Origin of the sequence: Fusobacterium sp. SYSU M8D902 (genome assembly GCF_040199715.1) — a bacterium.
Classification (GTDB): Bacteria; Fusobacteriota; Fusobacteriia; order Fusobacteriales; family Fusobacteriaceae; genus Fusobacterium_A.
Genome location: NZ_JBEFNA010000011.1, coordinates 1 through 24,682, shown reverse-complemented (window position 1 = coordinate 24,682; position 24,682 = coordinate 1). Strand labels below are relative to the sequence as shown.

General features: G+C 31.4%; 23 protein-coding genes and 1 other RNA gene. 21 read left to right on the top strand and 3 right to left on the bottom strand.

Annotated elements, in window-relative coordinates:
- Positions 1-227: 227 nt before the first annotated feature.
- Complete coding sequence (pykF, locus tag ABNK64_RS05815) at positions 228-1,640, top strand: pyruvate kinase PykF (RefSeq protein WP_300342546.1); 1,413 nt, start codon at positions 228-230, stop codon at positions 1,638-1,640.
- A gap of 72 nt (positions 1,641-1,712) precedes the next feature.
- Positions 1,713-3,020: a phosphopyruvate hydratase gene (gene eno, locus ABNK64_RS05810; protein ID WP_291256236.1), complete on the top strand. Its 1,308-nt coding sequence runs from the start codon at positions 1,713-1,715 to the stop codon at positions 3,018-3,020.
- Positions 3,021-3,071: 51 nt separating this feature from the next.
- Here the strand turns inward: eno and ABNK64_RS05805 are convergent, their stop codons facing one another.
- Positions 3,072-4,349, bottom strand: a complete 1,278-nt coding sequence (locus tag ABNK64_RS05805; RefSeq protein WP_349763793.1) for an ArsB/NhaD family transporter — start codon at positions 4,347-4,349, stop codon at positions 3,072-3,074.
- A gap of 214 nt (positions 4,350-4,563) precedes the next feature.
- Between ABNK64_RS05805 and ABNK64_RS05800 the strand changes: the two genes are divergently transcribed.
- Entirely contained in the window at positions 4,564-5,082 is a 519-nt protein-coding gene (locus ABNK64_RS05800) for a GNAT family N-acetyltransferase (protein ID WP_349763792.1), read from the top strand.
- Positions 5,083-5,127: 45 nt separating this feature from the next.
- Positions 5,128-5,745 (top strand): LysE/ArgO family amino acid transporter, encoded by a 618-nt coding sequence (locus tag ABNK64_RS05795; protein ID WP_349763791.1) that lies wholly within the window; start codon positions 5,128-5,130, stop codon positions 5,743-5,745.
- Between the two features lie 394 nt (positions 5,746-6,139).
- Here the strand turns inward: ABNK64_RS05795 and trhA are convergent, their stop codons facing one another.
- Positions 6,140-6,760 carry a PAQR family membrane homeostasis protein TrhA gene (gene trhA, locus ABNK64_RS05790; protein WP_349763790.1) on the bottom strand — a complete coding sequence of 207 codons (621 nt, stop codon included), beginning with the start codon at positions 6,758-6,760 and terminating at the stop codon, positions 6,140-6,142.
- A gap of 27 nt (positions 6,761-6,787) precedes the next feature.
- Complete coding sequence (pncA, locus tag ABNK64_RS05785) at positions 6,788-7,411, bottom strand: bifunctional nicotinamidase/pyrazinamidase (protein ID WP_349763789.1); 624 nt, start codon at positions 7,409-7,411, stop codon at positions 6,788-6,790.
- 225 nt (positions 7,412-7,636) lie between these two features.
- Here pncA and rpsB point away from each other — a divergent pair, with 225 nt between their 5' ends.
- The 17 genes from rpsB to rnpB all read left to right on the top strand — a co-directional run bounded on the left by rpsB (position 7,637) and on the right by rnpB (position 24,517).
- Positions 7,637-8,386 (top strand): 30S ribosomal protein S2, encoded by a 750-nt coding sequence (gene rpsB / locus ABNK64_RS05780; RefSeq protein WP_291256505.1) that lies wholly within the window; start codon positions 7,637-7,639, stop codon positions 8,384-8,386.
- Positions 8,387-8,448: 62 nt separating this feature from the next.
- Positions 8,449-9,342, top strand: a complete 894-nt coding sequence (gene tsf, locus ABNK64_RS05775) for a translation elongation factor Ts (RefSeq protein ID WP_291256504.1) — start codon at positions 8,449-8,451, stop codon at positions 9,340-9,342.
- 65 nt (positions 9,343-9,407) lie between these two features.
- Positions 9,408-10,127 carry a UMP kinase gene (gene pyrH, locus ABNK64_RS05770; RefSeq protein WP_291256503.1) on the top strand — a complete coding sequence of 240 codons (720 nt, stop codon included), beginning with the start codon at positions 9,408-9,410 and terminating at the stop codon, positions 10,125-10,127.
- Positions 10,128-10,143: 16 nt separating this feature from the next.
- On the top strand, positions 10,144-10,710 hold the full coding sequence (gene frr, locus ABNK64_RS05765; protein ID WP_300341587.1) for a ribosome recycling factor: 567 nt from the start codon (positions 10,144-10,146) through the stop codon (positions 10,708-10,710).
- A 141-nt stretch (positions 10,711-10,851) separates the two neighbouring features.
- Positions 10,852-11,538 (top strand): undecaprenyl pyrophosphate synthase, encoded by a 687-nt coding sequence (gene uppS, locus ABNK64_RS05760; RefSeq protein WP_291256501.1) that lies wholly within the window; start codon positions 10,852-10,854, stop codon positions 11,536-11,538.
- Positions 11,538-12,359 carry a phosphatidate cytidylyltransferase gene (locus ABNK64_RS05755; RefSeq protein ID WP_291256500.1) on the top strand — a complete coding sequence of 274 codons (822 nt, stop codon included), beginning with the start codon at positions 11,538-11,540 and terminating at the stop codon, positions 12,357-12,359. Before uppS ends, ABNK64_RS05755 begins: the two co-directional genes overlap by 1 nt.
- 47 nt (positions 12,360-12,406) lie before the next feature.
- Positions 12,407-13,558: a 1-deoxy-D-xylulose-5-phosphate reductoisomerase gene (gene dxr / locus ABNK64_RS05750; protein WP_349763788.1), complete on the top strand. Its 1,152-nt coding sequence runs from the start codon at positions 12,407-12,409 to the stop codon at positions 13,556-13,558.
- A gap of 3 nt (positions 13,559-13,561) precedes the next feature.
- Entirely contained in the window at positions 13,562-14,233 is a 672-nt protein-coding gene (locus tag ABNK64_RS05745) for a dTMP kinase (protein ID WP_349763786.1), read from the top strand.
- A 23-nt stretch (positions 14,234-14,256) separates the two neighbouring features.
- The gene (locus ABNK64_RS05740; RefSeq protein ID WP_349763784.1) at positions 14,257-15,276 is read left to right on the top strand and encodes a M50 family metallopeptidase; all 1,020 of its coding nucleotides are present in this window, start codon (positions 14,257-14,259) and stop codon (positions 15,274-15,276) included.
- A gap of 142 nt (positions 15,277-15,418) precedes the next feature.
- Complete coding sequence (locus ABNK64_RS05735) at positions 15,419-16,804, top strand: sigma 54-interacting transcriptional regulator (protein WP_349763783.1); 1,386 nt, start codon at positions 15,419-15,421, stop codon at positions 16,802-16,804.
- 60 nt (positions 16,805-16,864) lie between these two features.
- Positions 16,865-18,592 carry a peptidylprolyl isomerase gene (locus ABNK64_RS05730; RefSeq protein WP_349763782.1) on the top strand — a complete coding sequence of 576 codons (1,728 nt, stop codon included), beginning with the start codon at positions 16,865-16,867 and terminating at the stop codon, positions 18,590-18,592.
- A 134-nt stretch (positions 18,593-18,726) separates the two neighbouring features.
- On the top strand, positions 18,727-20,547 hold the full coding sequence (dnaG, locus tag ABNK64_RS05725) for a DNA primase (protein WP_349763781.1): 1,821 nt from the start codon (positions 18,727-18,729) through the stop codon (positions 20,545-20,547).
- A 23-nt stretch (positions 20,548-20,570) separates the two neighbouring features.
- On the top strand, positions 20,571-21,899 hold the full coding sequence (gene rpoD / locus ABNK64_RS05720; RefSeq protein WP_291256493.1) for an RNA polymerase sigma factor RpoD: 1,329 nt from the start codon (positions 20,571-20,573) through the stop codon (positions 21,897-21,899).
- Between the two features lie 71 nt (positions 21,900-21,970).
- Positions 21,971-22,783: a sigma-70 family RNA polymerase sigma factor gene (locus tag ABNK64_RS05715; protein WP_349763780.1), complete on the top strand. Its 813-nt coding sequence runs from the start codon at positions 21,971-21,973 to the stop codon at positions 22,781-22,783.
- On the top strand, positions 22,780-23,559 hold the full coding sequence (locus tag ABNK64_RS05710) for a Nif3-like dinuclear metal center hexameric protein (protein ID WP_349763779.1): 780 nt from the start codon (positions 22,780-22,782) through the stop codon (positions 23,557-23,559). Before ABNK64_RS05715 ends, ABNK64_RS05710 begins: the two co-directional genes overlap by 4 nt.
- A 13-nt stretch (positions 23,560-23,572) precedes the next feature.
- Positions 23,573-24,160, top strand: a complete 588-nt coding sequence (locus ABNK64_RS05705; RefSeq protein ID WP_349763778.1) for a hypothetical protein — start codon at positions 23,573-23,575, stop codon at positions 24,158-24,160.
- Positions 24,161-24,169: 9 nt separating this feature from the next.
- Positions 24,170-24,517: RNase P RNA component class A (gene rnpB / locus ABNK64_RS05700), an RNA gene on the top strand.
- Positions 24,518-24,682 lie beyond the last annotated feature (165 nt).

The window sequence follows — 24,682 nt, the reverse complement described above, 5'->3', positions numbered from 1 at the left end:
AAATTCTTTTAAAAATATACAAAAAAATGAAATAGCTAGTCAAAAAATATCCAGAAAAAGATTAAAAAATATACTTATATTTTCTTGATAAATAGTGTAGTTTAGTATAGAATTTATATTAGGTAAGTTTATGCTAAATGGTTAATTATTGGGTATGGGTATAAAGGAGAACTGTATAAACTGAGCTAGAATTAAAAAAATTTTTATAATAATTTGAGGTGAGTAATTTGAAAAAGACTAAAATTGTTTGTACAATTGGGCCTAAAACTGAATCAGTGGAAAGTTTAAAAACTCTTTTAAACACAGGAATGAACATGATGAGATTAAATTTCTCTCACGGAGATTACGAAGAGCATGGAAATAGAATAATAAACTTTAGACAAGCTCAAAAAGAAACAGGAATTAGAGCTGCATTATTATTAGATACAAAAGGACCTGAAATAAGAACTATAAAACTTGAGGGTGGAAAAGATGTTACAATAGTAGCAGGACAAGAGTTTACAATAACAACAGATAAGAGTGTTATTGGAGATAATACAAAGGTTGCAGTAACTTATGATGGTTTTGCAAAAGACTTAAAAGTTGGAAATACTATATTAATAGATGATGGATTACTAGCTTTTACAGTTACTGAGATCAACGGAAATGAAGTAAAATGCGTTGCTCAAAACGGTGGAGAGTTAGGAGAAAATAAAGGAGTTAACCTACCAAATGTAGCTGTTAATTTACCAGCATTAGCTGAAAAAGATATAAACGACCTTAAATTTGGTTGTGAACAAGGAATAGATTATGTTGCAGCTTCTTTCATCAGAAAGGCTGACGACGTAAGAGCAGTAAGAAAAGTATTAGATGAAAATGGTGGAGAGAGAATACAAATTATCTCTAAAATAGAAAACCAAGAGGGATTAGATAATTTTGAAGAGATATTAGCATTATCTGATGGTATAATGGTAGCAAGAGGAGACTTAGGAGTAGAGATTCCAGTTGAAGAGGTTCCTTTAGCACAAAAAATGATGATAAAAAGATGTAACGAAGTTGGAAAAGTAGTTATTACAGCTACTCAAATGCTAGATTCTATGATAAAAAATCCTAGACCTACAAGAGCAGAGGTAAACGACGTTGCAAATGCAATTTTAGATGGTACTGACTGTGTAATGTTATCTGGAGAATCAGCAAAAGGAAAATATCCAGTAGAAGCAGTTACTGTAATGGCAAAAGTAGCAACTAAGATGGATCCATTAGTAAAAGTAGAAAGAAGTATAAATAAAGGTGACATAACAATAACTTCTGCAGTAGCAAGAGGAACTGCTGATGTAAGTGAAGAGCTAGGAGCTAAAGTTATAGTTGTTGGAACTCAATCAGGAAGAGCTGCAAGAGATATGAGAAGATACTTCCCAGCAGCAACAATACTAGCAATAACTAATGATGAAAAAACAGCTAACCAATTAGTAATTTCAAGAGGAGTAGTTCCTTACTATGATGATAAGGCAGAGACATTAGAGTCATTCTTCGAATTAGCTGAAAAAGTTTCAGTAGAGTTAGGATTAGCACAATCAGGAGATATAGTTGTTGCAACTTGTGGAGAAAAAGTTTTCCAAAGAGGAACAACTAACTCAGTAAAAGTAATAAAAGTAAAATAGTCAAAAAATACAAATTGTGATATAATTATTTTATAGTTTAAGATAATATAAAAACTTAGGAGGTTTTTTAAAATGACAAGAATAGTTGATGTAGTAGCTAGAGAAATACTTGATTCAAGAGGTAACCCTACAGTAGAAGTAGATGTAGTGTTAGAGTGTGGAGCAAAAGGAAGAGCAGCAGTTCCATCTGGAGCTTCAACAGGAGCTTACGAAGCTGTTGAGTTAAGAGATGGAGACAAATCAAGATATTTAGGAAAAGGTGTTTTAACTGCAGTTAAAAACGTAAACACTGAAATAAGAGAAGCTATCTTAGGAATGGACGCTATAGACCAAGTTGCAATAGACAGAACTATGATCGAATTAGACGGAACTCCAAACAAAGGAAGATTAGGAGCTAATGCTATACTAGGAGTATCTTTAGCAGTTGCAAAAGCAGCAGCAGAAGCATTAGGAATGCCTTTATATAAATACTTAGGAGGAGTAAACGCCAAAGAATTACCTCTACCTATGATGAATATCTTAAACGGAGGATCTCACGCTGACTCTGCAGTAGACGTACAAGAGTTTATGATCCAACCAGTTGGAGCAAAAACATTTGCTGAAGCTATGAGAATGGGTTGTGAAGTTTTCCACCACTTAGGAAAATTATTAAAGAAAATGGGAGATTCTACTAACGTAGGAAACGAAGGTGGATATGCTCCAGCTAAAATAAATGGAACAGAAGGAGCTTTAGACCTTATAGTTGAGGCTATAAAAGCTGCTGGATATGAGCCAGGAAAAGATATCACATTTGCAATAGATGCTGCATCAAGTGAGTTCTGTAAAGAAGTAGCACCTGGTAAATTCGAATACCACTTCACAAGAGAAGGAGGAGTTGTAAGAACTTCAGAAGAAATGGTAGAATGGTATGCTGGATTAGTAGAAAAATATCCAATCAAATCTATCGAAGATGGATTAGGAGAAGACGACTGGGCAGGATGGCAATTATTAACTGCTAAGATCGGAGATAAAGTACAAATCGTTGGAGACGACCTATTTGTAACTAACACAGAAAGACTTAAAAAAGGAATAGAGACAAAAGCTGGAAACTCTATCTTAATAAAACTTAACCAAATCGGATCATTAACTGAGACTTTAGATGCTATAGAAATGGCAAAAAGAGCAGGAATGACTGCAGTTGTATCTCACAGATCTGGAGAAACTGAAGATGCTACAATAGCTGATATCGCTGTTGCAACAAACGCAGGACAAATCAAAACTGGTTCAACTTCAAGAACTGATAGAATGGCTAAATACAACCAATTATTAAGAATTGAGCAAGAATTAGGATCAATGGCTCAATACAATGGAATGGATGTATTCTACAACATAAAAAAATAGTAATATGAAAATGTTAAACCCCTTAGAGTAATCTAAGGGGCTATTTTTATATTAATATCTAAAATATAGATAGATCATACTAAGAACAGTTGATTGAATAACTACAATAGTACCCCATTTAAAGAATTCAAGGAATGAGATTTCAATTCCCCCTTTTTTTGCAACAGAAGCACCAATAATATTGGCAGCGGCACCAACGATAGTCATATTTCCACCTAAACAAGCTCCCAATGATAAAGCCCACCATAATACTTGAGTATTACCTTGAAAACTAGGTGCAATTTGTAATAAAATTTTACCAAAAGATAAAGTATGTGGAATAGATCCAACAATAGGTGAAAGAATTGTTGATAGTATAAGTATTAAAGATGAGGTAAATTTGATATTTCCCTCTGTAAATACAATTAGATATTCAGAAAGCTTACTGATAACTCCTAAGTTTTCAATTCCATCAACTAAAACAAAAAGTCCACCAAAGAAGAAGAGTGTTTCCCATTCTATTTTAGCAAATACCTCTTCTGGCTTCTTTTTGCTTAGAAAGACTAGGACAGCAGCTCCTGTAATAGCTATAATAGCCAATCCTATTTCTGTAAAGCTATTAGTTAGGAATCCTAAAATTACAAGAGAAAAAACAATAATAGATTGAATTAAAAGTTTTTTATTTGTAATAGTTCTATCTAGACTTAATTCCATAATACCAGCTTTTAATTCATTTGAAACTTCTAATTTGTTCCTTAGAAAAAATACAGAGCTAGTCAATAAGACAGCCATATTTATGATTATGAGTGGAGTTAGATTGATGATAAAGTCATTGAAATCAAGACCACTTAAACTTGCTATAATAAGGTTAGGTGGATCTCCAATCATAGTAGCTGTTCCTCCTATATTAGATGCAAATATTTGAAGAAGAACAAAAGGCTTAGGATCTACCTCAAGTCTTTTGGCCAAAAAAATAGTGACAGGTACTACAAGTAAAATAGTAGTAACATTATCCAAAACTGCTGAAAATACTGCTGTTATAATAGATATAAAAACGAGAATTTTTACTGGATTACCTCTAACTAATTGAGCTATTTTAATAGCAACCCATTGAAAGACTCCTGTTTCAGACATTATTTCAACGATAACCATCATACCAATAAGTAAAAAGAGAATCTCAAGATTATAACCAATAGTCTCTAAAGCTTGTTCTTCAGTGATTATCTGAAGAATAACCATCAGAGCTCCTCCTATTATTGTGACGATAGATTTAGGGTGTTTTTCAGTAATGATAAAATAGAAAGTGATAAGAAAAATAAGAATACCAGATGTAAGTTTAAATAACTCCATAAATCTCTGCCCCCTTTATTAATAATAATATACAGTACTATATCATTATATATCTTTAAAATAAAACTACAAGTTAAATTTTAGAAAAAAGTATGCAAAAAATGAATGTAAAAACCAATATCAATATATATTACAAATATTGATAGAGTGGAATTATTTTAACTAATTATGTTATAATTATTAAATAGAAAAAATTAATATGAGGGGTAGGAATATGTTAAAGAAAATTGGTGAGTATCAATTAAAAATATTGGATAAATCTTTGATGGAAAGAAAAAAAGAGGAGATATTAAAACTATTAAAGTTAATACCAAATTCTCACTATACATTGGAAGACATTTTAGGAGAAAAGAAAGGAGAAAGAGTGCTTTATGGAAAGTGGGAGTATAGTCTTGTGCTTTTTGATAAAGAGAGAGTTGTTGGGGTATTGATAGGGTATGAGAGAGAAAAAGAGGAGAGCAAACTCTACTCTGAAAATTGTTTCTATATAAATGAAGTGGCAATTTCAAGAGAGTTAAAAGGTAAGGGATTGGGCAGAAGTCTACTGAGATATTTTATAGATAATTTAAAATGTTACAAATATCTAGATGGAGATTTTATAATAAGGATACAAACAACAAATAGTGTTGAAAATATAAAAGTGATAGAGCTCTATGAAGAGTTAGGATTTAAAAGGGTAGGAACAAAAGATTATCTAACAAAACAGGATCTAATTTTGGAAATAAGAAGATAAATGTGGTAAAATAGAGTAAGGAAAATATTTAGGAGGGGAAAAAAGATGAAACATTTATTACAAGGTTTTACTATGGGATTGGCTTATGTTGCTCCGATAGGGTTACAGAATCTATTTGTTATCAATACAGCTTTGGTACAGAAGAGAAGTAGGGCTATTATAACAGCTATGATAGTTATATTTTTTGATATCACCTTAGCTTTAGCCTGTTTTTTAGGAGTAGGGGCAATAATGGAAAAGTCTAAAATTTTAGAGCTAGGAATACTCTTAGTTGGAAGTATTATTGTAATCTATATCGGGTATGGTTTGATAAGATCTAAAGGTGTTATGGACAAAACAGCAGATGTCAATATACCTTTGAAAAAAGTTATTACAACAGCCTGTGTTGTAACTTGGTTTAATCCTCAAGCAATAATAGATGGAAGTATGATGTTGGGAGCATTTAGAGCATCTTTATTACCAGAGGAAGGAGTAAATTTTATAATAGGAGTGATGAGTGCTTCAGCTACTTGGTTTTTAGGATTGACTCTATTTTTAAGTATATTTAAGAGTAAATTTACAGACAATATTTTAACTTGGATAAATAGAGTGTGTGGAGTAGTAATAGTCCTATATGGAATAAAATTGCTATATAGTTTTATTGAGATGATAAAAGCATATTAAAATAGTTCAAATATATAAAAAGGGAAAAAATTACATTCAATAGTTGATATTGTAGTAATTTTCTCCCTTTTTTTAACCAAATAGGCAAGAAGTCGCCCACCTCTATAGGTGGTGCGATGAATTGCCTAATTTGTAATTTTATGATATACTAATATCAAAGGACATTAGCAACTGAATATATAAGGTTAAGGCAAGTAAACTGTTGCCTTGTAAAATATTCACAGTATAGTTTTGTTATTACAAAACATAAAAGCATTGATAAACAAAATGCAAATTATTATATATTCAGGCTAGGAACTAGCCATAGAGCTTGGTAAATATAGTTGGCTAACAAAAGCAACTACTTCCCAAGAAGCTCCCACTTCTATAAGTAGTGAGTAGTTCACTAATTACATTAAATAAAATATACAGATAGATAGTTAAATATGCTTCCAACTAATACAAAGATATGCCAAATTCCATGCATAAATCTAATATTTTTCATTCCATAGAAAATTGTTCCAACTGAATAGGCTATTCCACCACAGATAAGGAATTTTATGGAAATAGGACTGACAAAAGTTTTTAGATCATCAAAAACAAATACTATCATCCAACCCATAAATAGATAGATCAAAGTTGAAAGAAATCTGAACCTACCTGCAAAAAAGATTTTAAAAATAATCCCAATCAATGTCATTCCCCATTGTATAAAAAAAAGAACCCATTTTATTTTGCCATCAAAGAATCCTAATAGATAGGGAGTGTAAGAGCCAGATATTAAAACATATATAGCTGAGTGATCAAGAATTTTGAAAATTCTTTTAAATTTACCAATAGGTAAAATATGGTAAGTACCAGACATAGTATAGAGTAGAATAAGGGAACAACAAAATACCATAGATCCTACAAGATATCCAATGTTGCCACTCTGTAAGGTATGTATCAATAATGCTCCAGTACCAATTAAAGCTAAAACTACACCGAAATAATGAGTCATAGAGTTAACCCATTCCTCAATTCTTGAAATCTCCAATATTTAGCACCTCCTTCAAATAATTGATCATAATAAATCAATACTTTTTACGATAGTAGCCCCACAATTTTTCATCTCTTCAATCGCTTTAGTAGAGGAATCAGCTTCTAAATTTACACCTCTACAACCATCTTCAACAAGATATACTTCATAACCAAGCTGTAAAGCATCAAGAACAGTGAATTTAACACAGAAATCTGTAGCTAATCCTAAAATATATAAAGTATCAATTTTATTCTCTTTTAATATGGAGTTTAGAGTAGTTTCATTGAGTCTACCATTATCAAAAAATCCACTATATGAATCAATTTCAGGATTAGTTCCTTTATATATTATTGTAGATATTAGATCCTTGTTTAAATCAGGATGAAATTCACTTCCCTTTGTATTTTCAACACAGTGTACAGGCCACCAAACTTGTGGAATCCCATTTAAAGTTCCAATTTCTCCAATAGTTCCATTAGAGTTTATAGCAAAACTCTTGTGAGAACTAGGATGCCAGTCCTTTGTGGCTAAAATTAAACTGTTCTCTTGAGAAAATTTATTTATAAGAGAGTTGGCAACAGAAATAGTCTCATCTCCATTTTTTACCTCAAGAGCACCATTTTTACAGAAGTCATTTTGTAAATCAACAAGTATTAAAGCTTTCATAATTCCTCCACCCAAATATTTTTAAATTACACTACTAATATTATACCATTTTTTTAGAAAACAGATAAGTATATATTGAAATTATTGACATTTTTTAAAAAATATGATACAATGAACCGTTGTGAAATACACACATCAGTTATTTCTAAGCCAGGTGTCTTTTATAAAGATTGCTTAGTTTTGAGACTGATGGAAGAAAAACCAAAAGACTATTAGGAGGAAAAAATGGCAGTAATAACAATGAAACAACTATTAGAAGCTGGAGTTCACTTCGGACACCAAGCAAAAAGATGGAACCCAAAAATGGCTAAGTACATCTTCACAGAGAGAAATGGAATCCACGTAATCGATTTACACAAATCTTTAAAGAAAATCGAAGAAGCTTATGCAGTAATGAGAGAGATTGCTGAGCAAGGTGGAAAAGTATTATTCGTAGGAACTAAAAAACAAGCTCAAGAAGCTGTAAAAGAGCAAGCTGAAAGATCAGGAATGTACTATGTAAACAACAGATGGTTAGGAGGAATGTTAACTAACTTCGCAACTATCAAAACTAGAGTAGAAAGATTAAAAGAGTTAGAGCAAATGGAAGCAGACGGAACTTTAGATACTGCTTACACTAAAAAAGAAGCAGCTAACTTCAGAAAAGAATTAGCAAAATTATCTAAAAACTTATGCGGAATCAAAGATATGAAAGAAGTTCCAGCAGCTATATTTATCGTAGACTGTAAAAAAGAAACTTTAGCAATAAAAGAAGCTTCTGACTTAGGAATCCCTGTATTTGCAATGATCGATACTAACGTAGATCCAGATTTAATAACTTACCCAATTCCTGCAAACGACGATGCTATAAGATCAGTAAAATTAATCTCATCTGTAATGGCTAACGCTATAGTTGAAGGAAACCAAGGTAAAGAAGTAGTAGAAGCACCTGCTACTGAAGAAGAAGTTGTAGTAGAAGAAGGATCAGCTGAGTAATTTTTTACTCATCTGATTGTTGAGCATAAATTAATAAAATAAAATTTTATTAGGAGGAAAAAATGGCAGTAATAACAGCTGGTTTAGTTAAAGAACTAAGAGAGAGAACTGGTGCTGGAATGATGGATTGTAAAAAAGCACTACAAGAAAATAACGGAGATATGGATAAAGCAATTGACTACTTAAGAGAGAAAGGAATTGCTAAAGCAGTTAAAAAAGCTGGAAGAGTTGCAGCAGAAGGATTAATATTTGATGCTGTATCAGCAGATCACAAAAGAGCTGTACTAATCGAGTTCAACTCTGAAACAGACTTCGTTGCTAAAAACGTAGAGTTTAAAGAGTTTGGAAAGAAATTAGCTGAAATTGCTATTGCAAACAACGTAAAAACAATAGAAGCTTTAAATGAGACAGAAGTAGAAGCTGGAAAAACTGTTGCTCAAGCAGTAACTGATTTAATCGCAAAAATCGGAGAAAACATGAACATCAGAAGAATCCACGAAACTGAAGCTAAAGATGGTTTTGTAGCTACTTATAGCCACTTAGGAGGAAAATTAGGAGTTATAGTTGAACTATCTGGAGAAGCTACTGAAGAGAACGTAACTAAAGCTAGAGATATCGCTATGCACGTAGCAGCTATGGATCCTAAATACCTAAATGAGTCTGAAGTAACAACAGCTGATTTAGAGCACGAAAAAGAGATAGCTAGAAAACAATTAGAAGCTGAAGGAAAACCAGCTCAAATTATTGAAAAAATCCTAGTTGGAAAAATGAACAAATTCTATGAAGAGAACTGTTTAGTAGATCAAATCTACGTAAGAGCAGAAAATAAAGAAACTGTTGCTAAATTCGCAGCACCTTCAACTGTATTATCTTATACAAGATACAAAGTTGGAGACGGAATCGAGAAAAAAGAAGAGAACTTCGCAGAAGAAGTTGCAGCTCAAATCAAAGGATAATAGCTAACAGTATAATGGGATGCAACAGCATCCCATTTTTTTAAAAAATCAAATTAGGAGGAGTTATGGAGAAGCCATTTTATAAGAGAGTTTTATTAAAGCTTAGTGGAGAAGCATTAATGGGAGAACAGGAGTTCGGAATTTCATCTGACGTAATTTCATCTTATGCTAAGCAAATAAAAGAGATTGCAGACTTAGGAGTAGAAGTTTCAGTAGTTATAGGTGGAGGAAATATATTTAGGGGGTTGTCAGGTGCAACTCAAGGAGTAGATAGAGTAACAGGAGACCATATGGGAATGTTAGCAACTGTTATAAACTCATTGGCACTTCAGAACTCAATAGAAAAATTAGGTGTACAAACAAGAGTATTAACAGCGATTGAGATGCCTAAAATAGCTGAGCCATTCATAAAAAGAAGAGCTCAAAGACACTTGGAAAAAGGAAGAGTTGTAATATTTGGAGCAGGAACAGGAAATCCATATTTTACAACTGATACAGCAGCAGCATTGAGAGCTATAGAGATGAATACAGAAGTTGTATTAAAAGCTACAAAAGTAGATGGAATCTATGATAAAGATCCTGTAAAATATGCTGACGCAGTAAAATATGAAACAGTAACTTATGCAGAAGTTCTAAATAAAAATCTTAAAGTAATGGATGCAACAGCAATATCATTATGTAGAGAAAATAAATTACCTATTATAGTTTTTGATTCTTTAACAGAGGGAAATATCAAAAGAGTAATAATGGGAGAAAAAATAGGAACAACAGTAATAGCTGATTAATTATTAGGAGGATTTTATGACAGGTAAAGAAGTAGTAAGTTTATGTAAAGATAAAATGGGAAAGGCTGTTGAAGCTACAAAACATAAGTTTGCATCAATAAGAGCAGGAAGAGCAAGTGTTTCTATGCTTGATGGAATAAAAGTTGAGCAATATGGATCAGAGATGCCTTTAAATCAAGTAGGATCTGTTTCAGCTCCAGAAGCAAGATTATTAGTAATTGATCCTTGGGATAAATCACTAATAGCTAAAATAGAAAAATCAATAATCGCAGCTAACTTAGGATTAACTCCAAACAATGACGGAAAAGTTATAAGATTAGTAATGCCAGAATTAACTGCTGACAGAAGAAAAGAGTATGTAAAAATGGCTAAATCAGAAGCTGAAAATGGAAAAGTAGCTGTAAGAAACATCAGAAAAGATGGAAATAATGATCTTAAAAAATTATTAAAAGATAAAGAAAATCCTATCTCTGAAGATGAAGTTAAAAACTTAGAAGCTGAAATTCAAAAATTAACAGATGCTCACATAAAAGAGATTGATGAGTTATTTGCTAAAAAAGAAAAAGAGATAACAACTGTTTAATAAAAATAGTTGAGTAAGAAATAAGCAACCATTAGATGACAAGTTTAATGGTTGCTTATTTTATATTGTGCAGAAAAAAGAAATTAGTAGAAAAAATTGTGTAAATATGGTACAATTTACGAAGTATAGTGAGGTGAAAATATGGAGAGATATGTACCAAATCATATAGCAATAATTATGGACGGAAATGGAAGATGGGCAAAAAAAAGAGGACTGCCTAGAACTTTTGGACATAAAGAGGGAGCAGCAGCCCTTAGAAAAATAATAACATATGCAGCTAAGTTAGGAGTTAAATATTTAACTGTATATGCCTTTTCTACTGAAAACTGGAAGAGAAGTCAAGAAGAGGTAAGTGCTTTAATGTTTTTATTTAAAAGTTATATAAAGAACGAAGAGAAGAATATTATGGAAAATAATATTAGATTTATGGTTTCAGGGAGAAAAGACAATGTTAGTAACTCTCTTTTAGAAGCTATAGATAATCTTCAAGAAAAAAGTAAAAATAATACAGGATTAACTTTTAATATAGCATTCAATTATGGTGGAAGAGCTGAGATAGTTGATGCTGTAAATAAGATTTTAAAGTCTGGAAAAGATTCAATTGATGAAGAGGAGTTTTCTAAATACTTATATAGTGATATACCAGATCCAGAGCTTTTAATTAGAACTAGTGGAGAATTGAGAATATCTAACTTTTTACTATGGCAGATAGCTTATTCAGAGATATATATAACAGATACTTTATGGCCTGACTTTAATGAGGATGAGTTGGATAAAGCAATTGAAAATTATACAAAAAGGGATAGACGTTTTGGAGGAGTAAAATAATGCTAAGTAGAATAATAGTTGCTCTAATAGGTATTCCAATCTTGGTGGGCGTATTATATCACGGTGGATTTCCACTTTTGATATTTACAAATATTATAGTTGGAATGGGAGCTTATGAATTTTATCAGATGTCAGAGATAGGTGGAAAGAATCCAAATAAAATATTGGGAATAGTGATGGCAGTTTTAATTCCTAATATACTATTTTTTGAAAAACTTGGAACACTCTCTTTGGGAGTAGAGGGAGTATTGGCTATAGCAACAGTTTTAGCTATAGGAACAAGAGTTGTTCAAAATAGAGTAGAAGATGCTAGTGCTGACTTGGGAGATACTGTATTAGGAGCTCTATATACAGGAATACTTTTTTCTCATGTGCTTTTAATAAGCTTTTTACCAAACGGAGGAAAATGGCTGTTGACAGCTCAAATAATGGTATGGGTTTGTGATAGTTTTGCTTATTTTGTAGGAATGGCTATTGGAAGAAAGTTTTTTAAAAGAGGGTTTAATAGTATAAGTCCTAAGAAATCAATTGAAGGATCATTGGGTGGAACAATTTTTACAATAATATCACTATTTTTATTGGATAGATATTTTATATTAGTAGAGGGTGGAATGTCCCTAATAAATATAATTATATTGGGAATATTTATCAGTGGAGTAGCTCAAATTGGAGATTTGGGAGAGTCAATGTTCAAGAGAGAGTTCAAAGTAAAGGATTCTGGAACTGTGTTAAGAGGACATGGTGGGATTTTAGATAGATTTGACAGTATGCTTTTCGTAGCTCCAGTGATGTATTATCTATTAAAATTTATCATATTGTAGTGTAAAAGGGTGAGGCAACTTACCCACTTTTTTTCAAGGAGGAGTTTATGAAAAAAATTATAATATTGGGATCAACAGGAAGTATAGGAACAAATGCTCTTGAAGTGGTTAGAAAATCTCAGGATAAATTTCAAGTTGTAGGAATAAGTGGACATAGAAATTATAAATTATTAATTGAACAGATAGAGGAGTTTAAGCCTAAATATGTGTCTGTTGGAACAGATGAGGGTTATGAGAAGATAAGGGAAAAATTTCCTGAAATTGAGGTCTACTTAAAAGATGAGGGATTGAAAGAACTAGCTTCAAAAGATGACTATGATATACTATTGACTGCAGTTAGTGGAGCTATTGGGATAGAAGCTACTGTTGAGGGTATAAAGAGAGGAAAAAGAATTGCTTTAGCAAATAAAGAAACAATGGTAGCAGCAGGACCATATATAAATAGATTGTTGAAAGAGAATCCAAAAGCGGAGATAGTTCCTGTAGACAGTGAACATTCAGCAATATTTCAATCAATGCTAGGGGGAGCTAAAAAAGAGGTAAGAAAAATAATAATCACAGCAAGTGGGGGAACTTTTAGAGGAAAAACTGAAGAGGAACTTAGAGATGTAAGTGTTGAACAGGCTCTAAAACATCCTAACTGGTCAATGGGGAAAAAGATAACTATAGATTCTTCAACTCTTGTAAATAAAGGGCTAGAAGTAATAGAAGCTCACGAGCTATTTGGTGTAGATTATGATGATATAGAGGTATTGGTACATCCACAGAGTATAATACATTCAATGGTAGAGTTTAAAGATAGAGCGGTTATAGCTCAATTGGGAGCTCCAGATATGAAATTACCAATTCAATATGCTTTCACTTATCCTTGTAGAGAGGAAAGTTTGGCTATGGAACCATTGGATTTTATGAAGGTTTCAACTTTAACCTTTGAAAAGCCTGATCATAAAACTTTTAAAGGTATTCAGTTGGCATTTAAAGCTGGAAAGATAGGGAAAACTATGCCTGCTGTTTTGAATGCTGCTAATGAAGTTGCAGTTGAGCTATTTTTAAAGGGAAAGATAAAGTTTTTAACTATTTATGAGATAATTGAAAAAGCTATGGAGAGACACATTCCTCTTGAGATAGATGGAGTTGAATTGATAAAAACTGTAGATAGAGAAACAAGAGAATGGGTATATTCAAATTATGAGAGGTAAGAGATGGGAAGAGTAATAGTAATAGAGGGGACAGATTCAAGTGGAAAAGAGACTCAAACAAAGAGATTATTTGAAAGATTGGAAAGAGAAGGAGTTAAGATAAAAAAACTGTCATTTCCTAACTATGAGAGTCCAGCTTGTGAGCCAGTAAAAATGTATTTGGCTGGAGCATTTGGAGATAAGGCTTTAGATATAAATCCCTATCCTGTATCTACAATGTTTGCAATAGATAGATATGCCTCATACAAAATGGAATGGGAGAGTTTCTATAAAAGTGAAGGAGTAGTTGTAACAGATAGATATACAACTTCTAATATGGTTCACCAAGCATCAAAGATAGAGGATAAGGAAAAGAAAGAGGAGTATTTAAATTGGTTAGAAGATTTAGAATATAAAAAGATGAATATTCCCGCTCCAGACTTGGTTATATTTTTGAATATGCCAACTGAGATGGCAGTTAAATTGATGGCAGAGAGAAAAAACAAGATAACAGGTGAAGAGAAAAAGGATATCCATGAACAGGATACCAATTATTTAAAAAAATCATATGAGAATGCTTGTGAGATAGCTAGAAAATATGAGTGGAAAGAGATAAAATGTGTTGATGAGGGAAGATTGAAGACAATTGAAGAGATAGGAGAAGAGGTATATTCAATTGTGAGAGATATAATTTAACTAAGAAGTAAGGAGAATTAATAATGGAGATACTAATAGCAATTTTAGTACTGGGGATAATTATATTTATTCATGAATTGGGACATTTTATGACAGCGAAATTTTTTAAAATGCCTGTAAGTGAGTTTTCAATAGGTATGGGACCACAAGTTTATTCCTATGATACTATCAAAACTACCTATTCTTTCAGAGCGATTCCTATTGGAGGATTTGTAAATATTGAGGGAATGGAAGTGGATAGCAAACTTGAAGATGGATTTAATTCAAAACCTGCTTATGCAAGGTTTATAGTGTTGATAGCAGGAGTTTTTATGAATTTTCTGTTGGCATTTATTATTATGTTTAGCTCTATCTATATAAATGGAAAGCCGATTATAAGTGAGAAGCCTATAATTGGAAATATATTTAAAGAGGCTCAATCAAGTGAATATCTAAAAGTTAAGGATAGAATAATTGAGATTGATGGAAAAAAGATAGATAGTTGGAAAGATATTAGTGAAAAGTTAAAGGGAATAAAAGAAGCTGATGAAATTGAGATAAAAATCGAGAGAGATGGGAAAATAGAGGAGTTAGAAGTACCTTTAACATATGATTCAAACACTAAAAATTACATGCTAGGAATACTGCCAGAGTATTCCGTAGAAAAGTTTTCTGTAATTGAAGCTACTGAGTTGACTTTTAAAAGTGGAATAAAAATAGTAGAAGATACAATAGTAGGCTTAAAAATGATGATAACTGGTCAAGTAAAAGCTAAGGAGATAAGTGGACCTATAGGAATAATAAAAGTTGTTGGGGAAGCCTCGAGAGATGGACTTGGAATAGTGTTATGGCTAATGGCATTACTATCAATAAATGTGGGAGTTTTAAACTTATTACCACTACCAGCACTTGATGGTGGAAGAATAATTTTTGTGTTATTAGAGATGGTAGGAATAAAGGTGAATAAAAAGTTGGAAGAGAGAGTTCATATGGTAGGAATGTTGGTATTATTTGGGCTAATTATCTTCATTACAACTAATGATATTTTTAACTTAGTAAAATAAAAATTTACAGATGCCCTAAAATTGGGCAAATGTGCAAAATAAAAAAAATAGTCTTGAAAAAATACAAATAATCTATTATAATACATGTATAAGATGTAGTCAAAAAATACGTTTATTTATAAATTAGTTACGGAGGTATTATATGAAAAATGCTATTTTAGCAATTTCAGAGAGAAAAGAAACTTTAAAACAAATAAGAAAAGAATTATCAGAACATTATGAAATAATAACTTTTAACAACTTACTAGATGCACTAGATATGTTAAGAGAGAGTGATTTTGATATAATTCTTTTAGATGAGTATTTAACTTGGTTCAATTTTGCTGAAGCAAAGAGAAAGTTAAGTGGATTAGGAAAAGATTTTGTAGTAGTTGGATTATTAGAAGATGAGACTGAGACAGCTATTCAAGAGTTAAAAAATGCAGATATTTATAACTACTTAATGAAACCTGTAGAATTAAAAGAGATGAATAGAATAATATTACCAGCTATTAAGAACTTAGAGATACTAAAAGAGAAGAGAAAATTAGAGGAGAAGTTAGCAAGTTTAGAGGAAGAGAGCGAAATAGTTGGACAATCTTCAAGAATTAAAGATATAAAAAGCTTAGTAGAAAAAGTTGCAGAGAGTGATTTAGCTGTATTGATTACAGGAGAAAATGGATTAGGAAAAGAGATTGTTGCAAAAGAGATCTACAAGAAAAGTGATAGAAGAAAGAATAACTACATAGTTGTAAGTTGTGCTTCATTGAGTGAAGAGGCTATGGAAAGAGAGTTATTCGGTTATGAAAGAGGAGCTTTCACAGGAGCAAACTCAAGTAAAAGAGGACTTTTAGAGGAAGCAGATGGTGGAACAATATTCTTAGATGATATTTCAGCTATGGATATAAGATGCCAAGCTAAACTTTTAAAAGTTATAGAGTATGGAGAGTTAAAAAGAGTTGGTGGAAATAAAACAAGAAGAGTTGATGTAAGATTTATTGCTTCAAGCAATAAGGATCTAAAAGAGGAAACTGAAAAGGGAAGATTCAGAAAAGATCTATATCACAGATTAACAGCTTTCCCTATTGAGGTTCCACCTTTAAGAGAGAGAAAAGAGGATATACCATTATTAGCAAACTACTTCTTAAATAAAGTTGTAAGAGAGTTACACAGAGATACTCCAGTAATTTCAGGAGAGGCTATGAAATATTTAATGGAATACTCATATCCTGGAAATATAAGAGAGTTAAAAAACATGATCGAAAGAATGGTAATACTTTCAACTGATAAAGTTATAGATGTAGAGGATTTACCATTAGAGATCAAAATGAAATCTGACACAGTAGAAAACAAAACTGTAGTAGGTGTTGGACCATTAAAAGATATTCTAGAGCAAGAGATATACAGCTTAGCAGATGTTGAGAAGGTAGTAATAGCAATTGCACTTCAAAAAACAAGATGGAATAAGCAAGAGACTTCAAAATTATTAGGAATTGGAAGAACTACTCTTTATGAAAAAATTAGAAAATATGGTTTAGATTTTAAATAGAAAGAATTTATCAATAAACTATTAATACTATGAAAGGGGACAGCTCTGCTGAATAGAAAAATGGCAATAAGAAAATTTCGTAAACATATAAAACCATTTATTTGGTTCATAACAGTATTATTTATACTTTCATCTGGAATGTTAGCATATATGAATGTGAGAAGTTCATATGATAGATCAAATGTATATGCTTTCAAATTAGATGGAGAAAAGGTTTCAAAAATGGAAGTGGAAAGAACTAAAAATAACTTGGTACAGGGGTATTCAAGATTTTTAGGAGATAAGTTAGACAAAAAGCTGATAGAAGTATTAGCTTTTGATGAAGTTATCAATAGAAATTTAACATTGGAGATAGCTGATGAGTTAAATATTAAAGTTCCAAATAAAGAGGTTAATGCTCAATATGATTCAATAGAGAAATCTATAGGAAACAAGGAACAGTTTAAAAGAATGTTAGCTGCACAAGGATATACTAAGAAGACATTTAAACAGGATATAAAAAATAATATTCTTATAGAAAAGACTTTCCAAAAGATTAAAGAGGGAGTAGTTCCAACAGATGAAGAGATCCAAAGAGAGTATGAGAATGGAGTTGCTACTCTATATGATGGTAAGAGTCTAGATGAAGTGAGAGATCAAGTTATAAATAACTTAAAAGAGCAAAAAGGAATGGAAGAATACTTAGTTCTATTGAAAAAAAGCAAAGATAAAGTAAAAATAGATAGTGTTTCTCCTGAGTACGAAGAATTATTAGCAAAAGTAGAGATAGATAAAGATGGATTTAAGGTAACAAATATTGATTTTGCTAAGAAGATGTTAAATGCTCTATATGTAACTAATGGAGACAAGGAGAAGGCTGATCTTCAAGTTAGAGAGTACTATGACAATCAGATAAAGATAGCTAAGGAAGCTATGAAAAGAGGAATAGTAGTACCTGAGGATCTACCATTAGAGTATAGATTTGAAATATTCCAAAGAGAGCTATTTAACAATATAAAATCAACAATTAAACCAACAGATGAGGAATTAAAAGAGTATTTTAATAACAATAACTTAAAATATGATATTTTCCCAAGTGCACAAGCTGAAATTGCAAAAGTTCAGATAGAACCTTCTGCTGAGGATAAAGAGATAGCTAAAAAACAAGCTGAAGATATCTTAAAAGAAGCTACTCCAGAAAACTTTAAAGAGAAAGCTAAGGAGTATTCAACAGGACCAAGTGCAGGAAATGGTGGAGAGTTAGGATGGTTCTCTAAAGGAGATATGGTAGAACCATTCCAAAAAGCAGCTTTTGAAGGTGAAGTTGGTAAGATATATCCTACACCTGTAGAAACAGTTTTCGGATATCATTTGATTTTAGTTGAGGATAAGAATGAAAAAGAGGATAAAGTAAAAGCTAGTCATATTTTAATCTCACCTAAAATATCTAAGAAAACAGTTGAAGATAAAGAGAAGGATATTGAGAATTTAAGAGAAAAAATACAAAATAAAGAGATAGAATTTAAAAATATCTCAAAAGATAGAACAGATATAGTTCAAAATAATAGCTTTAGAATTAACAATGCTGGGTATATTTCAGGACTTGGTTATAATGAGGAGTTAGCAAAAACTATATTAGACGCTCCATTAAATAAAGTGGAAAGTTTAAAAATAGATAACGAAATCTATATTTTCAATAAAACTGAGGATGTAAAATATAAAAAAGCTAAGTATGAAGATGTTAAGGATAGAGTAAAAGAGGATTACTTAAATAGTAAGGCTCAAGAGGAAATGAAGAAATATATGTAAATAGAAAAAAGAGAATGACCATAATTGGTTGCTCTCTTTTTTATTGATTTTTTTATTTGCTTTATTTCAGAAAATATATTATACTATATAGCTGAATAACATTAAAATTATAATAGAAATGAGAGGGAGGGAAAATGAGATATAGATCAGAAGATATAGACCTCTTGATAGATTCTTTAAAGATAGAAGATGTTGTCGGAGAATTTGTAGAGCTAAAAAAATCTGGTGCAAACTATAAGGGATTATGTCCATTCCACTCTGATACCACTCCCTCATTTATGGTGAGTCCAAGCAAAAATATTTGTAAATGTTTTGTGTGTGGGGCTGGAGGAAATCCAATCTCTTTTTATTCTCAGTATAAAAAGATATCTTTTATGGAAGCTGTAGATGAATTAGCTAAAAAATATAGTATTCCAATAAAAGAGTTAGAGAGTAAGAGTAAAAATAGTGAGAATTTTGATAAATACTATAAAATAATGGACGAGGCTCATAAATACTATACAGATAATATCTTTTCTCTTCAGGGAAGAACAGCTTTGGAGTATCTATCCAATAGAGCTATCAATCCAAAAATAATAAAAGATAATGGACTGGGATTTGCTTCAAATAGATGGAGCGACTTAACTGATTATCTGGTAAGTAAAGGGTACGAAAGTAAGGATCTAATATTATTAGGATTGACAAAAGAGGGAGATAATGGAAATAATTATGATGCTTTTAGAAATAGGATAATTTTTCCAATCTACTCTATAAAAGGAGAGGTTATTGCTTTTGGAGGAAGAACTCTTGAAAAGGATAAGGAGACACCAAAATATATAAACTCACCAGATACCCCAATATTTAAGAAGGGAAAGAATTTATACGGATTGGAGAGAAGCTCAATAATAAGAAAGAAAAACTATACAATGCTGATGGAAGGGTATATGGATGTTTTGTCAGCAAATATCTATGGTTTTGATGTAGCTTTAGCTCCTCTAGGGACAGCTTTGACAGAGGAACAAGGAGCAATTTTAAAGAGGTATACTTCCAATGTTATACTCTCTTTTGACTCAGATGCTCCAGGTCAGTCTGCAACGGAGAGGGCAGGATTGATCTTAAAGAGTTTGGGATTTAATATTAGAGTGTTACAACTAGATGGAGCAAAGGATCCAGATGAATATCTGAAAACTTATGGAAAAGAGAGATTTTTACAGTGTGTAAAAAATTCAGTAGAGATATTTGATTTTTTATTCAGCTACTATTCAAAAGAGTATGATTTTAGTAGTATTATGTCTAAACAAAATTTTGTAAATAGATTTAAAAGTTTTTTCCAATGTATTGATACAGAACTTGAGAAAATGCTGTATTTGGATAAATTATCAAAAAATCTTAATTTAGAAAAAGATACCCTTAAAGAGATTTTAATAAATAAAAATAGAAAAAAATCAAGGAAATTTGAAGATGATTTAGTAAATATAAGTATAGGGGAAAAATTTGTCGCTTTGGACAGATTGGAAAGAGATACCCTGTTTTTAGTTCTTGTAAATAGAGATTATTTTAGATATTTTAAGGATAAAAAGATAAAAACATCAATTGGAAAGAAAATATATGATTATTTAGAAAAAGAGGACAGTGTAGACATAATTTCAACTTTTGCCACAGAGTATGATCTGAAAGATGAGGAATTAGAACAGTGGAATCTATTGAGATGTACTGTTATTGAAGACTGTTCAGATGAGAAAAAAATAGAGGAACTATTGAGAGAGAGCTTTATCTCTTGGTTTAAACAGGAGATAGATGAGAGCTATGTAAAGATAAATAGTGGATTCTATGGGACAAAAGAGCTAAACATAATAGATAAATTGATGTTGGCAAGAAAGATCAAAGAGATAGAGATAAATTTAAGCAAAGTAAATGGATTTAATGAGATAGAAGAATTGTATAAAGGTTTTAATAATTTATTAATTAATCTATAAGTTATTTAGAGGAGGCTCAAATAATGAGAGAGTTTATAAAAAACGAAAAGGTTCTAGGCTTGGTAAGAAAAGCAATGGAAAACAAGTGCATCACTTATGAAGAGATCAATGATGGATTAAAAGATGATTTTCCTGTTGAAAAGATAGAACAGCTTATTACAGGAATGATCGATCAAGGTATTGAGATAGTAAGACAAGAGGATATAGAAAAAACTAAAAAATTAGCAAAAGCTACTAAAACTAAGAAAACTAAGGAAACTACTGCTAAGAAAGTTACAAAAAAGAAAGAGAAAGATCCTGAAGAGGACTATAGTGACGAAGAAAAATATGATGATTTAAAAGATGAAGATAATGAAAGTTTTGAAAAAGATGACTTTTTAGATGAAGATGATTTTGATGATGCTTTAGATAGTAAGTTAGATGATTTTGATGATGACTTTGATCATTTCAATCCTGATGATCTGGAAGATATAGGAGATGAGGACTATATCAGTGATGATTTATTCACTCTTTCAGGAGATATGAAGGTAGATGAGCCAATAAAGATGTACCTACGTGAGATAGGACAGATTCCTCTATTGAATCATGATGAGGAGCTAGAGTATGCTAAGAGAGCTCTAGAGGGAGACGAATGGGCAAGTCAACAGTTGATTGAAGCTAACTTAAGACTAGTTGTAAGTATTGCAAAAAAACATACAAATAGAGGATTGAAGTTATTAGATCTTATTCAAGAAGGAAATATTGGTCTAATGAAAGCTGTAGAAAAATTTGAATATACAAAGGGATATAAGTTTTCAACATATGCTACTTGGTGGATTAGACAGGCTATAACAAGAGCTATAGCAGACCAAGGAAGAACAATAAGAATACCAGTACATATGATAGAGACAATTAATAAGATCAAGAAAGAAGCTAGAATATACTTACAGGAGACAGGAAAAGATGCAACTCCAGAGGTTTTAGCTGAAAGATTGGGAATGGAGATAGAGAAAGTCAAAGCAATACAAGAGATGAATCAAGATCCTATCTCGTTGGAAACTCCAGTTGGAAGTGAAGAAGACAGTGAATTAGGAGATTTTGTTGAGGATAACAAAATGTTGAATCCATATGAATTAACAAATAGATCTTTATTGAGAGAGCAATTAGACGGTGTACTAAATAGTTTGAGCAGTAGAGAGGAAAAGGTATTGAGATATAGATATGGACTTGACGATGGTTCACCTAAAACTCTAGAAGAAGTTGGAAAAATATTTAAAGTAACAAGAGAAAGAATCAGACAGATAGAGGTAAAAGCTCTTAGAAAATTAAGACATCCAAGCAGAAGAAAGAAATTAGAGGATTTTAAAGTATAATAACTAAAATAGAGGCTGATACAATAAAAATAAAGAATCAGTCTCTTTTTTAAATTATAATAGGAGGAAAAATGGAAAAAATTAACGTGTTAGATTTTGAGAGAAGTGTAATAGCAGAGTATACATCAGATATAGAGTTTTTAAAATTTTTGGAGAAAAATGGGAAAAAGGAATTAAACTTAGATTATTCAAAACTTGAGTTAAAAGAGCTAGAGGATGAGGATTTAGATACACTGGGAGAAGAGACAGTGTTGGATTATCTAGAAGAGGTAGCTAGTATTACTTTAACAAATGAGATAGAGGGGGAGGATTTTGTAGTTCAAAATCTTCCAGCAGTGGCTTCAATTGCTTTTAATTACTTGAGAGAGGGAGTAGCCTACTTAGATGTTGTTCAAGAGGGGACAATGGGGCTTATAAAGGGAATAGAAGCTTATAAAGGCGAAATACATGGTGATTTCGATAACTATAAAAATTATTGGATAGTTAGAGAGATGGTACTATTCATAGAGAGTAAGATAAATGATATAAAAAATGAATTTAAAAGCTTTTTCAAGGGTAAGAGAGAGAATTTTGGAAAAACTCAAGAGGAAGAAAGTGATAAATCAGAGGTTTATTTGACAGAGGAGGATCTTTTACCGAATTTAGAGGCCATAGATAAGAGAGAAAAACTTATGGAAAAAACTATGGATTTCTTTGCTTTAAAAAACAGATTGAGTAAGAGACAGATAGATGTATTAAATTACTACTTTGGTTTTGGTGTAGATAGAAGATATTCAACTTTTGAGATTGAAGAGAAGCTAGGATTAAATAAAGGTGATGGTGAAGTTATTTTTGAACAAGCACTTTTAATTTTATCTACAATGGAAGGGAAGATGTTTTTATGATAGCTCAACAAATTATCAATGGTTTAGAGGAGAGGTATCCAAAAAGATTGGCTGAAGATTGGGACAATGTTGGTCTGTTGTTAGGGGATAATAAGCAGGAGATAAAAAAAGTTCAGTTATCTTTGGATATTACTGATAAAGTTATTGAAAATGCAGTAAAAAATGGTGTTAATATGATAGTAACACATCACCCATTCATATTTAAAGGGATTAAAAATATTGATTTTAGTACAACGATTGGAAAAAAGATAAGAGATTTAATAAAAAATGATATTAGTGTATACTCTATACATACAAATTTAGACTCAGCTCAGGGAGGATTGAATGACTATCTTTTGAGTTTACTTGACATCTGTGAAAGTAAAGTCATTGATAAGAACTCTGAAAATGAGAGTTGTGGTATAGGTAGACTGTATAAATTGAAAGAGGAAACACTTTTAAAAGAGTATATTGTTCAATTAAAAGAGAGATTTCAATTGGAAAATTTAAGGGTAATAGCAGAAAGTGATGAAGTTAAAATAAAAAGAGTGGCCCTTATAAATGGATCAGGAATGAGCTATTGGAGAAAAGTTAAGAGTTTGGGAGCAGATCTTTTTATAACAGGAGATGTAGGTTATCATGAGGCACTAGAAGCCAAAGAGAGTGGATTAGCTGTAATAGATATAGGTCATTTTGAAGGAGAACAGCATTTTGTAAGACTTTTAAAAACTTACTTTGAAAAAATTAATATTGATGTTATAATTTATAATGATGGACCCACATTTAAAATTTATTAATTAGGAGTAAAGAATGAGTAAAAAACTTATAGCATTAAGTTTCTTTTTATTGAATATCTTAACTTTTGCCAAAGTAAATGATGAACTTGGAGTTTTAAATGATGAGCAGAAGGTAAGTATTGAAAAGAAAATTGAGGAGATCTCTGAAAAAAGAGGAATAAATATATATGTTAACACTTTTTCAGGAGATGAGGGATTTGTTGCTGATAAAGCTGAAAAATTAGTGATTTTAAATTTGACAAAACCTGAAGAGAAATCTTTAAAAGTTGAACTGAAGTTGACTAAAGATATGGAATTAGAGGAAGTCCAAGAAGATATAGACAATATTTTAAATGGAAATGAGAAAAGTTTAAAAGAAAAAAATTATTTTGAGTATATTACAGAAGTGCTAGTTGGTATTGATGGAGTCCTAGAAAATATTAAGTTTGAAGAGCCTATTGTAGTTGAAGAAGAAGTGGTTCAAGAGAAAAAAAATGGATTTTTTATAGGAATGGGTATTGCATTTTTTGTAATATTTGGTATTATAATAAGAGTGCTTATGATAAAATATCGTAAAAGTTTTAAAGAAGAGATGGAAATAGTAAGCAGAAGAAAATATTAAAAATATATAGAAGGTATTAAAGTTAATCGCTGCTTAATTTTTTAAGGAGAGGAAAGTCCGGGCTCCACAGAGCAAGAGGGCAGCTAACGGCTGCTAAAGGTAACTTTAAGGAAAGTGCCACAGAAAATAGACCGCCCATTTTTATAGTGGGTAAGGGTGAAAAGGCGGTGTAAGAGACCACCAGTTTTTTAGGGGACTAAAAAAGCTAGGTAAACCCCCTCTGGAGCAAGACTAAATAGGAAAGGTTAAGGGCTGCTCGTCCAGCTTTCAGGGTAAGTTGCTAAAAACTATAAGAGATTATAGGCTTAGATAAATGATTAACATAAACAAAACCCGGCTTATTTAATGCCTTCACAAATTTTTTAAAAAAAATTAAAAAAAAGTATTGACGAAAATTATTATTTGTGATATTATAATCTATGTCTGCGAGAGAGCGGTACAAAAAAATGTTAAGGACATTAGCAACAGAATAGAGAAAGACAATAAATGCAAACACAACAATAAATTGGTGTAAATTATCAG

What these genes read in the sequence shown, in the direction of transcription:
- ABNK64_RS05745 (WP_349763786.1), top strand. Translation starts at nt 13,562, where the DNA reads ATGGGAAGAGTAATAGTAATAGAGGGGACAGATTCAAGTGGAAAAGAG.
- uppS (WP_291256501.1), top strand. Translation starts at nt 10,852, where the DNA reads ATGGAGAGATATGTACCAAATCATATAGCAATAATTATGGACGGAAAT.
- rpsB (WP_291256505.1), top strand. Translation starts at nt 7,637, where the DNA reads ATGGCAGTAATAACAATGAAACAACTATTAGAAGCTGGAGTTCACTTC.
- ABNK64_RS05730 (WP_349763782.1), top strand. Translation starts at nt 16,865, where the DNA reads ATGGCAATAAGAAAATTTCGTAAACATATAAAACCATTTATTTGGTTC.
- ABNK64_RS05715 (WP_349763780.1), top strand. Translation starts at nt 21,971, where the DNA reads ATGGAAAAAATTAACGTGTTAGATTTTGAGAGAAGTGTAATAGCAGAG.
- dxr (WP_349763788.1), top strand. Translation starts at nt 12,407, where the DNA reads ATGAAAAAAATTATAATATTGGGATCAACAGGAAGTATAGGAACAAAT.
- pyrH (WP_291256503.1), top strand. Translation starts at nt 9,408, where the DNA reads ATGGAGAAGCCATTTTATAAGAGAGTTTTATTAAAGCTTAGTGGAGAA.
- rpoD (WP_291256493.1), top strand. Translation starts at nt 20,571, where the DNA reads ATGAGAGAGTTTATAAAAAACGAAAAGGTTCTAGGCTTGGTAAGAAAA.
- ABNK64_RS05805 (WP_349763793.1), bottom strand. Translation starts at nt 4,349, where the DNA reads ATGGAGTTATTTAAACTTACATCTGGTATTCTTATTTTTCTTATCACT.
- ABNK64_RS05800 (WP_349763792.1), top strand. Translation starts at nt 4,564, where the DNA reads ATGTTAAAGAAAATTGGTGAGTATCAATTAAAAATATTGGATAAATCT.
- dnaG (WP_349763781.1), top strand. Translation starts at nt 18,727, where the DNA reads ATGAGATATAGATCAGAAGATATAGACCTCTTGATAGATTCTTTAAAG.
- frr (WP_300341587.1), top strand. Translation starts at nt 10,144, where the DNA reads ATGACAGGTAAAGAAGTAGTAAGTTTATGTAAAGATAAAATGGGAAAG.
- ABNK64_RS05735 (WP_349763783.1), top strand. Translation starts at nt 15,419, where the DNA reads ATGAAAAATGCTATTTTAGCAATTTCAGAGAGAAAAGAAACTTTAAAA.
- eno (WP_291256236.1), top strand. Translation starts at nt 1,713, where the DNA reads ATGACAAGAATAGTTGATGTAGTAGCTAGAGAAATACTTGATTCAAGA.
- pncA (WP_349763789.1), bottom strand. Translation starts at nt 7,411, where the DNA reads ATGAAAGCTTTAATACTTGTTGATTTACAAAATGACTTCTGTAAAAAT.
- ABNK64_RS05795 (WP_349763791.1), top strand. Translation starts at nt 5,128, where the DNA reads ATGAAACATTTATTACAAGGTTTTACTATGGGATTGGCTTATGTTGCT.
- ABNK64_RS05740 (WP_349763784.1), top strand. Translation starts at nt 14,257, where the DNA reads ATGGAGATACTAATAGCAATTTTAGTACTGGGGATAATTATATTTATT.
- ABNK64_RS05710 (WP_349763779.1), top strand. Translation starts at nt 22,780, where the DNA reads ATGATAGCTCAACAAATTATCAATGGTTTAGAGGAGAGGTATCCAAAA.
- ABNK64_RS05755 (WP_291256500.1), top strand. Translation starts at nt 11,538, where the DNA reads ATGCTAAGTAGAATAATAGTTGCTCTAATAGGTATTCCAATCTTGGTG.
- ABNK64_RS05705 (WP_349763778.1), top strand. Translation starts at nt 23,573, where the DNA reads ATGAGTAAAAAACTTATAGCATTAAGTTTCTTTTTATTGAATATCTTA.
- tsf (WP_291256504.1), top strand. Translation starts at nt 8,449, where the DNA reads ATGGCAGTAATAACAGCTGGTTTAGTTAAAGAACTAAGAGAGAGAACT.